The sequence below is a fragment of the Anaerobacillus sp. ABA4_114 genome (genome assembly GCF_056159065.1).
In genome coordinates this window covers 1,399,614-1,412,662 of record NZ_JBSWUM010000001.1, presented here as the reverse complement: position 1 = coordinate 1,412,662, position 13,049 = coordinate 1,399,614, and the positions used below count along the sequence as shown (strand labels likewise).

15 protein-coding genes are annotated in these 13,049 nt (G+C 41.0%); 1 reads left to right on the top strand and 14 read right to left on the bottom strand.

The window, feature by feature from the left end:
* Window positions 1–2: 2 nt before the first annotated feature.
* Genes ACXAEY_RS06930 through ACXAEY_RS06915 form a run of 4 tightly spaced genes read right to left on the bottom strand, consistent with a single transcriptional unit; the run spans window position 3 to window position 2,761 of the window.
* Window positions 3–926 carry a PLP-dependent cysteine synthase family protein gene (locus tag ACXAEY_RS06930; RefSeq protein ID WP_270179383.1) on the bottom strand — a complete coding sequence of 308 codons (924 nt, stop codon included), beginning with the start codon at window positions 924–926 and terminating at the stop codon, window positions 3–5.
* 12 nt (window positions 927–938) lie between these two features.
* The gene (locus tag ACXAEY_RS06925) at window positions 939–1,406 is read right to left on the bottom strand and encodes an S-ribosylhomocysteine lyase (protein ID WP_474811009.1); all 468 of its coding nucleotides are present in this window, start codon (window positions 1,404–1,406) and stop codon (window positions 939–941) included.
* Complete coding sequence (gene mtnN / locus ACXAEY_RS06920) at window positions 1,399–2,103, bottom strand: 5'-methylthioadenosine/S-adenosylhomocysteine nucleosidase (protein WP_474811007.1); 705 nt, start codon at window positions 2,101–2,103, stop codon at window positions 1,399–1,401. The genes ACXAEY_RS06925 and mtnN overlap by 8 nt, the downstream gene beginning before the upstream one ends.
* A 19-nt stretch (window positions 2,104–2,122) precedes the next feature.
* Window positions 2,123–2,761 (bottom strand): class I SAM-dependent DNA methyltransferase, encoded by a 639-nt coding sequence (locus ACXAEY_RS06915; RefSeq protein WP_474811005.1) that lies wholly within the window; start codon window positions 2,759–2,761, stop codon window positions 2,123–2,125.
* 170 nt (window positions 2,762–2,931) lie between these two features.
* Here ACXAEY_RS06915 and ACXAEY_RS06910 point away from each other — a divergent pair, with 170 nt between their 5' ends.
* Complete coding sequence (locus ACXAEY_RS06910) at window positions 2,932–3,138, top strand: YrzA family protein (RefSeq protein ID WP_474811003.1); 207 nt, start codon at window positions 2,932–2,934, stop codon at window positions 3,136–3,138.
* Window positions 3,139–3,185: 47 nt separating this feature from the next.
* Here the strand turns inward: ACXAEY_RS06910 and ACXAEY_RS06905 are convergent, their stop codons facing one another.
* The 10 genes from ACXAEY_RS06905 to alaS form a co-directional block, all read right to left on the bottom strand.
* Window positions 3,186–3,842: a YrrS family protein gene (locus ACXAEY_RS06905; protein ID WP_474811001.1), complete on the bottom strand. Its 657-nt coding sequence runs from the start codon at window positions 3,840–3,842 to the stop codon at window positions 3,186–3,188.
* Window positions 3,843–3,937: 95 nt separating this feature from the next.
* Complete coding sequence (locus ACXAEY_RS06900; RefSeq protein ID WP_474810999.1) at window positions 3,938–5,653, bottom strand: peptidoglycan D,D-transpeptidase FtsI family protein; 1,716 nt, start codon at window positions 5,651–5,653, stop codon at window positions 3,938–3,940.
* A 116-nt stretch (window positions 5,654–5,769) separates the two neighbouring features.
* Window positions 5,770–6,246 carry a transcription elongation factor GreA gene (greA, locus tag ACXAEY_RS06895; RefSeq protein ID WP_270179390.1) on the bottom strand — a complete coding sequence of 159 codons (477 nt, stop codon included), beginning with the start codon at window positions 6,244–6,246 and terminating at the stop codon, window positions 5,770–5,772.
* 84 nt (window positions 6,247–6,330) lie between these two features.
* Window positions 6,331–6,966 (bottom strand): uridine kinase, encoded by a 636-nt coding sequence (gene udk, locus ACXAEY_RS06890; RefSeq protein ID WP_224878548.1) that lies wholly within the window; start codon window positions 6,964–6,966, stop codon window positions 6,331–6,333.
* A gap of 61 nt (window positions 6,967–7,027) precedes the next feature.
* Entirely contained in the window at window positions 7,028–7,669 is a 642-nt protein-coding gene (locus ACXAEY_RS06885) for an O-methyltransferase (RefSeq protein WP_270179391.1), read from the bottom strand.
* Between the two features lie 82 nt (window positions 7,670–7,751).
* Window positions 7,752–8,909, bottom strand: a complete 1,158-nt coding sequence (gene mltG, locus ACXAEY_RS06880; RefSeq protein WP_270179392.1) for an endolytic transglycosylase MltG — start codon at window positions 8,907–8,909, stop codon at window positions 7,752–7,754.
* 189 nt (window positions 8,910–9,098) lie between these two features.
* Window positions 9,099–9,383: a DUF1292 domain-containing protein gene (locus tag ACXAEY_RS06875; RefSeq protein WP_270179393.1), complete on the bottom strand. Its 285-nt coding sequence runs from the start codon at window positions 9,381–9,383 to the stop codon at window positions 9,099–9,101.
* 12 nt (window positions 9,384–9,395) lie between these two features.
* Window positions 9,396–9,815 carry a Holliday junction resolvase RuvX gene (ruvX, locus tag ACXAEY_RS06870; RefSeq protein WP_270179394.1) on the bottom strand — a complete coding sequence of 140 codons (420 nt, stop codon included), beginning with the start codon at window positions 9,813–9,815 and terminating at the stop codon, window positions 9,396–9,398.
* Between the two features lie 9 nt (window positions 9,816–9,824).
* Window positions 9,825–10,088, bottom strand: a complete 264-nt coding sequence (locus ACXAEY_RS06865; RefSeq protein ID WP_270179395.1) for an IreB family regulatory phosphoprotein — start codon at window positions 10,086–10,088, stop codon at window positions 9,825–9,827.
* Window positions 10,089–10,165: 77 nt separating this feature from the next.
* Window positions 10,166–12,799, bottom strand: a complete 2,634-nt coding sequence (gene alaS / locus ACXAEY_RS06860) for an alanine--tRNA ligase (protein ID WP_474810995.1) — start codon at window positions 12,797–12,799, stop codon at window positions 10,166–10,168.
* Window positions 12,800–13,049 lie beyond the last annotated feature (250 nt).

Genomic DNA, 13,049 nt, shown 5'->3' with positions numbered 1-13,049 from the left:
ACCTAAATGCCTCCCTGGTAAATCTTTTTACTTAAGTATCGTTCACTACTATCCGGAAAAATTGTTGCAATGTTAGTTCCAGGTTCTGCTTTACTCGCCTCGATAAGGGCTGCTTCTAAAGCTGCTCCAGAAGAGCTACCTACGAGCAATCCTTCTTTCTCTGCAAGTTCTTTAACTCGTCGAAATGCAACTTCGTCTGTAATTGTATGAATGCTATCAAAGTAGGAATCATCCATATATCCAGGAAGAAATTCCATTCCGATCCCCTCTGTTTTATGAGGCCCTGATTCTCCGCCATTAAGAATCGATCCTTCAGGTTCTACGATCACAGTCTTAACGTGTGGATTCTTTTCTTTTAAATAGCGCGCCGTACCCATGAATGTACCGCCGGTTCCTGCTCCCGCTACAAATACGTCAAGCTCACAGTCAAGCTGTTTCCAAAGTTCAGGACCAAGGGTTTTGTAATACGTTTCAGGATTAGCAGGGTTGCCGAACTGCTGCGGCATATATGAGTTTGGTATTTCTTCATGCAACTCTTTCGCCTTTGCAATTGCCCCCTTCATCCCTAACTCAGTCGGTGTATGAACGATCTGAGCACCAAGAGCACTCATTAAATCTTGTTTCTCGATACTAAACTTTTCAGGTACGACGAACATCACTGTATACCCTCTGTTCACAGCTGCTAGCGCAAGTCCGATTCCTGTGTTTCCAGCTGTAGGTTCAATAAATGTTCCACCTGGCTGAATTCTATTGTTTTCAACTGCATCTTGTAAGAGTTCCTGTCCGAGCCGGTCTTTAATGCTTCCTCCTGGATTATAGAACTCTAGCTTTGCAAATAATCGAACACCTTTTGGAATATCAAAATGATGGAGCTCGATGACCGGGGTACGGCCTACGAGCTCATGAACATTATTATAAATATCCATCAAAAAGTCTCACTATTCTGCGAAAACGACATGCCATTCATCACGATGTGAAAGCATTTCGTTTGCAATTTCTTTAGCACCTTCAAGGCTATGGTTTGCAGCCCATCCACACTGTACCTCATTACAAGCTGGGACTTCTTCCGCTGCTAAAACGTCATTCAACGTTTTTTCAAGTACACTAAGAATCTCATCATAGTCAGAGTGATTTAGAACAGCAAGATAGAAGCCTGTTTGGCATCCCATCGGTCCTATATCAACAACGTTATCTAAGTGATTACGAATGTTTTCTGCCATCAAGTGCTCGATCGAGTGAAGACCCGCCATCTCCATATGAGCTTTATTCGGTTGTTTGAATCGAATATCGTATTTATAAATCTCATCACCTTTAGGACCTTTTGTGACGCCTACAAGTCTCACATATGGTGCTGCCACTTTCGTATGATCAAGGTTGAAACTTTCTACGTTCATTTTGTTAGCCAATATTCTTCAACTCCTCTACAAGATTTAATACCAAGTTAGCTGAGTTAATCGATGCTGTCTCAAGGAACTGTTCGAAGGAAATATTCGATTCTTTTCCAGCGATGTCTGAGAGAGAACGGATCACAACGAATGGCGTGTTAAACTGATAGCAAACTTGAGCGATTGCACCCGCCTCCATCTCAGCAGCATCGAGATTCTTAAGACGTGATCTTACGTAATCAACTCTTACTGCATCGTTCATGAAGGAATCGCCGGTTGCGATTAATCCTTTCACGACTTGATGCTCTGTGACTTTTTCTGCGCTTCTCTCTGCTGCTTCAACAAGCATTTTTTCTGGTTCATAAAGAGCCGGCATTTGCGGAACTTGCCCATATTCATAACCAAATATGGTCGCATCCACATCATGGTAGCGAACTTCACTTGAAATTACGATATCGCCAACCTTTAAATCAGGATTAAAGCCCCCAGCTGACCCTGTGTTTATGATGTAATCTGGTTCGAATAGCTGGTTCAATAACGTTGTACCGATCGCTGCGTTCACTTTACCGATTCCTGATTTTAAGAGAACAACTTCTTGCCCATCGATTTCACCAGTTGTGAATTCAGATTTTGCAATGGTATGTTCCTTCCTGTTCTCCAGGCGATCTCGTAAAATTCTAACTTCCTCTTCCATAGCTCCAATAATACCGATCTTCATGACGTACTCCTTTACAGTTTCATTTTTTGACCGCTTCTATCAGCCAAACAAAATCGTTCAACTGAGTAAAAGCTACCTCAAATCCATTTTTCTTAAATAATTCTTCTAGCACCGGAATAGTCGTATAATATTCCGTCTGTAAGTCTTGAAGTAAATTCAAATACCCCTGTGACTTTACTTTTTCATGCATTTTTGTCCTAGCATCCTCATTTTGGAATGCCGTGTCTGCAAATACAATTTTATCATTCTCACTCAGTAGTTGGCTATATTTGTGAATAGCTTCTTCCTTTTCAGTGTCGGTCAAATGATGGAACGCGTACGTACTCACAATCGTTTGAACCGAATGTCCAAGCTCTGGATAATCTAGAAAATCCCCATCTAAAAGCGTTAACTTCGGGAACCTTTCCTTAGCTTTGTCTCTCATCGCTTTGGACGGCTCCACACCAGTCACACTTAACCCTTTATCCAATAGAATAGCAGTGAGATTACCTGTTCCTACCCCAAACTCAAGCACATTACCCACAGATGCGTGAGCTACAGAAGCGAGTATTTGAGTGTATCCTTTGAATACATCACGATACTCTTCGTCCTGACCTGATACGGTCGTATCATAAGAGTCAGCCCACCGCTCAAACAAATCAATGAATTCTCTCCCCATTATATCTTCACATCGCTTTCATAATTTAATTCATAGTATTAAGGTATGAATAATATGCTTTTATGGTTCTAATTTAACACAAACCTTTTTACATATCAATTTGTCAGTTTTCTTCTTAAGGTGTAAAATTATAAATTGCGAAGGATGGATTAAGAAAAGGAGAGACAAAGATGGAATTTTCTCTTGAACGAATTGATGACAAAGTGGAATTTTTCGAGTCGTTTTCCCTTGAAGATCTCGAGAAGAAAATCCAAGATCAAATCGATAACAACCGGGCTTTGATGCTACACGTTCACCATGTTCAGCACCAGGTGTTAACAAACGAAAAAACAGGCAGACCCTATTATTCAGCCGTAGTACATTTTAAAGCAAAATAAAAAAGGGAGCGGACCTCAATCATGAGATCTGCTCCCTTTCTTCATATTCATTTTACTTTAGCGCTGACAGGTTTCCAGCCTTTTTCATCGACCCATTCTAGTTCAACGACATACTGCGTCCCATCGCCGCCTTTTTTTGTCACGGTAGCTTTAGATTTTTGTGGACTCCCGTTGTTCTCCATCCAAATGACGACCATTTCTTCCTTAGGATAGCCGACTACTGTCTCAACAGCATCTAGCTTTTCGTTCCAGTCAACGCTACCTTTGTCATAGCTTGATACGTGATTACTACTGTCTTGAGATGTTCCTACAGGTTGCCATGGTCCTTCTAGATTGACCTCACCGGACTCGTTAGAAGCTTCCTCTTCTTCAGAAGCGTTTTCGTCATTTTGTTCTTTGTCATCTTGAGAATCTTCTTCGTTCTTAGTTTCTTCATTACTAGCGTCATCGTTAGTTTCTTCATCTGTTGCTGAATCGCTTGCCTCATCAGAAGTAACTGCATCTTCCGTGTTGCTATTGTTTGATTCGGATTGAGTTGCTTCAGTAGAGGCTGTTTCCTCCCCAGCAGTTGGTTCGGTATTATCGCCATTAAAAAAGATATTTACAATAAGAATAAGGATGACTACTCCTACTATTCCAATAAGACTGTTTAAAATGATATTTTGTTTTCTTTTTGAATGACGAGCATTATATCGTGATTTCACGTTCATCCACTCCTCTATTTAACTGTTGCTCATATTCTACCATCTCTAGAGGATTCGTTTAAGGCTTGACTTTTCCTTCTATAACCAAAAATTTTCTAGTATAAGGTGTTTACAATCTTTCCAAACGCTTCATATGCCTTGTACTCCTTATCTTTTCTTTCAAAATCTACGACTGCTAATGCGTACCGTGGTTCATCATATGGGAAATAACCAACAAACCATTGATAATCATAGTCCGCATTTCCGCCTGGTTCTGCAGTACCTGATTTACCAGCAACCTCTACTGGAAGGTCAGCGAGAAATGATCTTCCTGTTCCGCTCACAACTACTTCTCTTAAAGCATTTTGAAGATCACCAACGACGTCAGATGAAAGGGTTTTGCTGGTAAGCTTCTTTTCCTGAAAGCTTAAAAAAGTAGTGTTATTTTGATAGAGAATATCCGAAACAGCTCTAACCTGCTTTGCATCGCCGCCCCTGGCAATTGTAGCCATCATGTTTGCTAATGATAAAGGGCTTACTTTTACGTTTAACTGTCCGATCGCCGTTTGATCTATTGCCTTTCTGATGCGCTTATCCTTTTCATTCGCAAAGAAAACGGGCTTTGATTCATCAGGAAACTGCTGAAAACCCTCATAGTGATAGAGTGTATTGGTCCACCCTACAGTTGTTGAAATACCGAGTTTTTCAGCGGTTTTCTCGATGACGTCAGGATCTTTATCAAGTAATTCTTCAGCGAGTATGGCAAACGTTGCATTGCAGCTAGCTGCGAAACTACTTTTGAGATCTAGTACGCCAAGTTCACGTTTTTCAGGACCATCTCGATAAACATTTCGATCACAATCGAACGTCCTTTCATTAGAAATACCATTTTCATAGGCTGCAGCGAGAATGACTGTTTTAAAGACGGATCCAGGGAAGAAGCCTTTCACCATTTTGTTTGTAGCACCATCCCCTAAAGGATCATCTTCGTTAAAGTTTGGTCTACTCGCCATGCTAAGGACATTACTATTCTTGATATCGAGTAAGACAGCTCCCCCATTCGTAATTTTTGTTTGATCTAGAGCATTTTCTACCTTCTGTTGAAGATCTGTATCTACCGTTGTTTTCACTTGTAGAGGATAGAAAGAGTCAGCATTTGTAAACATTTTTACATCTAGGCCAAGCAATGGATTACCTTTACGGTCTGCGTGATACAAGAGCTTGGACTCCCCTTCAGAGATTAGAAAAGGATCAAAAGCTAACTGCAAACCAGAAATTCCGAGCCTTGTATGCTGATCCACCAACCCTTCGTTCCATTTTTCAGGGTATTTAGACTTTATTAATTCTGGATTCGTCCGGACACTTCCGATTAAATGACTAGCTAATCGATCCTTCGATTCTGGTTGATAGACTGCGTAAACCCCTGGTATTCTAAGATCATTTATGCTCACCATTTCACTCTTCGTGAGTGTTTTATCTAATCTGAAAGGCTGTGTTTTACCTTGCAAAGCTTTGTTTAGTTCACTTGGAGGAACATCAATTAATTCTGAAACTTGATCGATCGGCCATTCTCTTTCACTTAAGAAAGGAAAAAGAATCAATGATGGAATTGAACCTCTCATAGGCTCACCATTACGGTCGAGTAGAGTCCCTCTCCCATCACTTAAAATAAACGACTGCGTACGTTGATTTATACTTGCTTCTACAAGATTAACTTCATGATTTGAAAAAGAATTCGTATCGATAAGTTGAATCTGAACTAAGCGTCCTATAAGTAATCCAAAACATAAAAGGAAAAGAATTGCGACAATCGTTATTCTTCGAACCCCCATACACTTCACCTCAGTAAGAGTCTCGCCTCTTCTAAGGCATTTCAAACCCAAGGAGGTTTGTACTAAGCAGAACCAAAAAGAAAAGGACGACCGGTCGGCCGTCCTTTTCAGGTTCCTTATTTCACTTCTAAGATTTCAACGCGGATTTCTCCACCTGGTGTTTGTACGTTAACCTTTTCACCGATCTGACGGCCAAGAAGGCTCTTAGCCATAGGAGAATCATTTGAGATCTTACCTTCGAACGGATCCGCTTCAGCACTTCCTACGATGACATATTCCTCTTCATCTCCATCAGGAATTTCCGCGAATTTCACTCGCTTACCGATCGTTACAACATTGGAAGCACTTTGATCTTCCTCAATAATTTCAGCGTTACGAATCATATTTTCTACAGTAGTGATTCGCGCTTCAACGAATGCTTGTTCATCTTTTGCTGCGTCGTACTCAGAGTTCTCAGAAAGATCTCCAAAACTACGAGCAACTTTGATACGCTCTACTACTTCTTTTCTTTTCTCTGTCTTTAGATGCTCAAGTTCTTGCTCGAGCTTTTCTTTACCATCTTTGGTCATATAATACTTTTTGTCGTCTGCCATTTTGTTCACTCCTTCATCAATTAAGGGCAATCAGTCGTAATAAACTGTATGAAAAAAAGAGGTATTTATTACCTCATTAATTCGTTATAGCATTGCTTTGTCCTCTAAAATGGTATGAATCTTGGTCGTCATAAGATCGATCGCGACACGATTCTGACCACCTTCTGGGATTATAATATCTGCATAGCGTTTAGTAGGCTCGATAAATTGTAAATGCATCGGTCGTACAACAGAAGTGTACTGTTCAACAACCGAATCAAGGGTACGACCTCGGTCCCTTATATCTCGAACCATTCTTCTTAAAATACGGATATCTGCATCTGTATCAACGAACAGCTTGATATCCATCAAGTCTCTAAGACGCTCATCTTCTAAAATCAAAATACCTTCTAAAATAATGACATCTTTTGGTTCAACAGGAATAATTTTATCAGATCTTGTGTGAACTGTATAGTCATAGACAGGTTTTTCAATGGAATTATAAGACATTAATTCCTTTACATGTTGAATAAGTAAATCATTGTCAAAAGCGAGTGGGTGATCATAGTTGGTATCAAGTCGTTCATCCATAGATTTCTCACTTTGATCTTTATAATAAGAATCTTGTTCGATTACTAATACCGATTGATCAGCAAACTGCTTAAAAATTTCTCTCGTTACGGTAGTTTTGCCTGAACCTGAACCCCCGGCAACACCAATTACAACAGGTCTATTAACCATAATCCTTCCCTTTCTATTATAGAAAAACCGTTCGTACAGCTGTACGCCGGTTTCTCCTTCATCATGAGTTTTTCTTACTTACTGCTAATCCATCACCGATTGGATAGATCGTCGTATCCAAAGAAGGATGCGACATTAGAAATTCGTTATATTCACGAAGCTTTTTCACCATAGAACGAAATCGTTTTTCTTCAATTTCTTCTTCAGCGACCATTCCTCTGAACAGAATATTATCTGAGAAAATGACTCCTTGAGGCTGCAAGCTACCATAGAACTCATCAAAGAAACGTTTGTACTGTCCTTTTGCAGCATCTATGAAAAGTGATTGATATGGCCCATGCGATTTTAACTCTTGCGATAGCTCAAACGCATCTCCAAACAAAATCTTAATTCTATGAGCGTAACCTGCTTTTTCAACGTTGGAAACTGCTTCATGATAGCGGGCTTCATCGCGCTCCACCGTTACAATTTCCGTCTCTGGCATCATTTCAGCCATACGGATTGCAGAATAACCTATCGCAGTACCAATTTCAAGAATGCGGTCAGGGTTTAGAAAAGACATCACCTGAAGCATAACAGCAAGACTCGTCTGTTCCATGATCGGAATGTGATGATCTCGTGCATATCGCTCCATCTCTTCTATCAATTCTGCCCTTTTTGGTCGTAAAGATTCCAAATATTGTTCAACATGATCGGATATCATCCACGTTCCTCCTTCATGTAGCCCGAACTATTTTATCACAAAATAAAGGGGAATGGTAGTCGTACTTACCATTCCCTGAAACTTATTCTGAATTAGCTTCCTCTTCTTCTTTCTTTCTGTAATACTCATCCCATTCCTCGTCATATTTCGCTCGAACTTTATTGTGCTCAGCATTCGTCTCAGAAAAGATGGTTTCCCCATTAGGGCGAGCATAGAAATAGAGATCATCAGTCTGATCAGGTTCAATTGCTGCAATAATCGAAGATTGACCTGGATTTGCGATCGGACCTACTGGAAGTCCTTTCTTTTGATACGTATTATATGGCGAATTCGCATCAAGTTCACTCTGGGTGATTTCACCGGACTGTTCTCCTCTAGCATAAATGACGGTAGGGTCTGTTTGGAGTAGCATGCCTTGCTCCATACGATTTCTAAACACAGCAGAAATCTTCTCTCTGTCGGCTTTCGCTGATGCTTCTTCCTCTATCAGTGATGCCATCGTCATAAATTCATGAATTGAAAGTTCGCCACTTTCGACATCGCTTCGATAGGATGCTAACACAGCTTCTGTTTTCTCTAGCATCTTCTTAACAGCAAGTTCTACTGTTGGTTCTTCTTCAAAATCATAGGTAGCCGGGAATAAATAGCCTTCTAGCGGATGTCTGATGTCTTCATTTAAGATTTCATCAGTCAGGAACCAATATTCATTGATCAGGGCCTTTAAATACTCTTCGTCATCTAGTTTTTTGATAACTTCTTCAGGCTTCATATCAAGCTCTTTACCGATACGAGCGGCAATATCCTCAATCCAAATTCCTTCAGGTAGAGTGATTTTAGCAACTGATTCTTTCATCACTTTTCCACTTTTTAGCTTTGAAATAACCTCATCCATCGTCATAGATGGGGAAAGCTCATAATCACCAGCTTGAAACCCGCTTTCGTTCTTATATTTCACATAATAGCGAAATGCTGTTCCATCTTTGATGATCCCTTTTTCCTCAAGAATTTCACCAATCGATGAAGTTGATGAGCCAATTGGAATCGAGACAGCTTTTTGCTTTTCGCTATCGGGATCAACTGGCTGTAACGTATTCTTTATGTAGAAATAACCACCTGTAATAACAGCTGCCATCGTAATCGTAAGTAGTAACAAAATGATAAATACAACTTTTCTTACAGTTCTATTCTCATTTTGGCGTTTTAATAAATTCTCTTTGTATTGTTCTTTATAATCTGACAACGCCTCTGCCCCCTTCACTCGTTCCCATTATACTATAGATCGACTCGCCCTACCGCTCCTCAAAAAAATTTCCAATTTGTATTATACTAGGTAACCGTTACACTTTGTAGCCTTTTGTCTATTTAAGCTATAAAAACTTCCCAATAATGTAAAAGGCCGCCGATTCATTCATCGGCGGCCTTTGATATGTTACTCGTTGTCCTCTTCTTCAGAGAACGTGTTCAACATTTCTTCAACCATTTCCCATTCTTTATCAGACTCGATTGGGAATAGTTTGTAGTCACGATCTTCATTGTCTTCTTCTTCATAACGGAACGCGTAAACTTCAACTTCATCTTCGCTATCAGCTTGATCAGCTGGAACGACTGTTAAGTAAGAGTTTCCGTTCTCTTCCACATCAAATGTGAATAGTACCTGGAATAAATGCTCGTCTCCGTTTTCATCTGGAATGATAATTCTTTCTTTTTCCTCCATGTTTTCACCTCATTAAATTTGCTTGCTGTCTAAATATCCTTGAAGGATCATAACAGCAGCCATTTTGTCGATAACTTTTTTTCGCTTTTTACGGCTCACATCGGCACTGATCAACATTCGCTCAGCAGCAACTGTCGTTAACCTCTCATCCCACATTTCTACAGGAAGATCTGTGCTTTCTTTTAAACGATCAGCAAACTCCATACAAGCTTCACCGCTAGGGCCAATCGAACCATTCATATTTTTGGGAAGGCCAACAATAATTTTGCTAACCTCATTCCCGTTTATGATATCCATTAACCGTTCAGGTATTACATCTGGTTGATCCGGATCACGCTTTACCGTTTCTAGACCCTGCGCAGTCCACCCCATCAGATCGCTTACTGCAACGCCAATCGTTTTCGTGCCAACATCTAAACCAAGTGTTTTCATGCTGTCTCCTTATCTCTGGTTGTGTGTAAGATACGACTTGACGAGCTCTTCGATCAACTCATCGCGCTCAAGCTTACGAATTAAGCTTCTCGCATCATTATGTCTAGGAATGTAAGCCGGATCCCCAGAAAGGAGGTACCCCACGATCTGGTTGATCGGATTGTAACCTTTTTCTTGAAGAGCGCCGTAAACGGTGAGTAAAACTTCCTGGACATCATGATTATCTGCATCATCTGGAAAGTTGAATTTCATTGTTTTGTCCATTGAACTCATTCCTTACACCTCTTTCCACGATCCCACTAGAATCGTAACTGTTCCTCTAAATCTCATTGTACACTACTGAAACCTAATTAGGAAATGGATTTCACCCATTCTGTTGTGTAAGCCAACGCTTCATCGAGCTTTTCCGGATCTTTTCCTCCAGCTTGTGCCATGTCAGGGCGTCCACCGCCGCCACCACCGCAACGAGTCGCTAGTTCCTTGATTAGTTTTCCTGCATGATATCCTTCTTTTACAAGATCATCTGTGATCCCTGCAGCTAGTTGAACTTTTCCATCAGCACCACTACCAAGTACTACAATAACACTACCAAGCTGAGATTTCATATCATCTACAATCGTTCTCAAGTTATTCATGTCAGTATCAATACGTTTAGCTACCACTTTTACTCCATCGACTTCCTGTACTTCAGTAGACATCTGTTTCGCTTCTACATTAGCTAGCTTCGAAGTGAGTGATTCGTTTTGACGCTGAAGATCTCGAATTTGGGATAGTAACGACTCGGTACGAGACGGTACATCTTTCAAGTTTGACTTTAACAGATTAGCTGTTTCTTTAAGAATGCCAACTTGTGAATTGAGGGCTTGGTATGCACCTTCACCTGTAACTGCTTCGATACGACGCGTACCTGCACCGATTCCCGCTTCAGAAACGATTTTAAACAGGCCGATTTCAGCAGTGTTCTGAACATGTGTACCACCACATAGTTCTAAGCTGTAGTCTCCTACACGTACAACTCGGACAGTATCACCATACTTCTCTCCAAACAACGCAGTTGCACCCATTGCTTTTGCTTCGTCTATCGGTTTCACCATCGTTTGTACTGGGATGTTTGCCCAGATTTGATCGTTTACTCTCTTTTCGATGTCCTCTAATTCACTAGCTGAAATTTGTCCAAAGTGAGAGAAGTCAAAGCGCAGTCGCTCGTATCCAACAAGAGATCCTGCCTGATTAACGTGTTCACCAAGTACATCTTTTAAAGCCTGGTGAAGAAGATGGGTAGCTGTATGGTTCTTAACGATCGAAGCTCTGCTCGTTGGATTTATTTCAGCAGTTACTTTAGAACCTGTCTTGATTGAACCTGACTCAACAACAGCTGTATGAACGTGTTGTCCGTTAGGAGCTTTTTGCACGTCTTTAACACGTAAGAGTACTCCCTCTCCGCGGATGACACCTGGATCTGCAACCTGACCACCGCTCTCAGCGTAGAATGGTGTCTTGCTGAGGATGAGTTGAATTTCGTCTCCTTCTGTTGCTTCCTCCGTTACTTCTTTGTCTTTGATCAACGTTGCAACTTCTGTTTCAGCTGTTCGTTCATCATATCCCACAAAGTCACTTGCTACTGAAAGATCACCAAGTGCTCCACCTTGAACTTGCATAGAGCCAACGTCTTGACGCGCTTCACGTGCACGTTTTCGCTGCATCTCCATTTCCTTCTCAAACCCAGTACGGTCGATTTCCATTCCTTCTTCTTCTGCATACTCTTCCGTAAGTTCAACAGGGAAGCCGTACGTATCATACAGACGGAATACATCACTTCCAGAAATAACGGTAGTTCCACTCTCTTTCCCTTTTTTAATAATTTGAGAAAGAATCGCAAGTCCTTCATTCAACGTTTCGTAGAATCTTTCTTCTTCATTTTTAATGACCTTTTGAATGAAGTCTTGCTTTTCATTAACTTCTGGATAAAACTCAACCATGATATCTCCAACCACAGGGACAAGCTCATACATGAAAGGACGGTTGATGCCGATTTGCTTCGCAAAACGAACCGCACGACGAAGAAGTCGTCTTAACACATACCCTCTTCCTTCGTTTGAAGGGAGCGCTCCGTCTCCAATTGCGAATGTTACAGTACGAATGTGATCTGCGATGACTTTAAATGCTGTGTCAGACTCTTTAGCTTCACCATAGCTGACATCTGCCATTCGTTCAGTTTCTCGAATCGTTGGAATGAAAAGATCGGTATCATAGTTCGTCTTTGCGTCCTGAATAACGGACACCATTCTCTCAAGCCCCATCCCTGTATCGATGTTTTTCTTAGGAAGAGGTGTATATGTTCCATCAGGATTGTGGTTGAACTGTGAAAATACAAGGTTCCAAATTTCTAAGTAACGTTCGTTTTCGCCCCCAGGATATAGCTCTTCCTCTGGATCGTCTTCACCATAACTTTCTCCACGATCATAAAAGATTTCAGTGTTTGGACCACTCGGACCTTCACCGATATCCCAGAAGTTCCCTTCGATTCGTATGATGCGTTCTTCTGGTAAACCAATCTTCTCTTTCCAAATCGTGAATGCCTCATCATCTTCTGGATGAATGGTTACGGATAGCTTTTCTGGATCAAAACCGATCCAATCTTTACTCGTTAAGAATTCCCAACCCCATTCGATTGCCTCTTCTTTAAAATACTCTCCAATCGAAAAGTTACCGAGCATTTCAAAGAATGTATGGTGACGGGCAGTTTTCCCAACGTTTTCAATATCATTCGTACGGATCGACTTTTGTGCGTTAACGATCCTTGGATTATCAGGAGTAACGCGACCATCAAAATATTTCTTTAGTGTTGCTACTCCACTGTTAATCCAAAGCAGCGTTGGATCTTCGTGCGGAACGAGGGAAGCGCTTGGCTCGACGGAATGACTCTTTTCTTTGAAAAAGTCTATGAACATTTGTCTTACATCAGCTGAAGTTAAATTCTTCATCATGAAATCCTCCTTTTTTCTTAAGCAACTGTTCGTGATCGTTAATCATTTGGGCAGAACCATACAAAAAGCTCCCGCCCCTGATATAAATCAGGGACGAGAGCTATCATATACTCACGCGGTACCACCCTGGTTATAGGCTATGCCTATCACCTCAAGCAACCGTAACGTGGTTGAGACGGCGGAGATTAAACCGCACTCAGGATTAGCGTTCTGCTGTCTCACTTTGAAGCTCTTCCAGCCTTGGAGC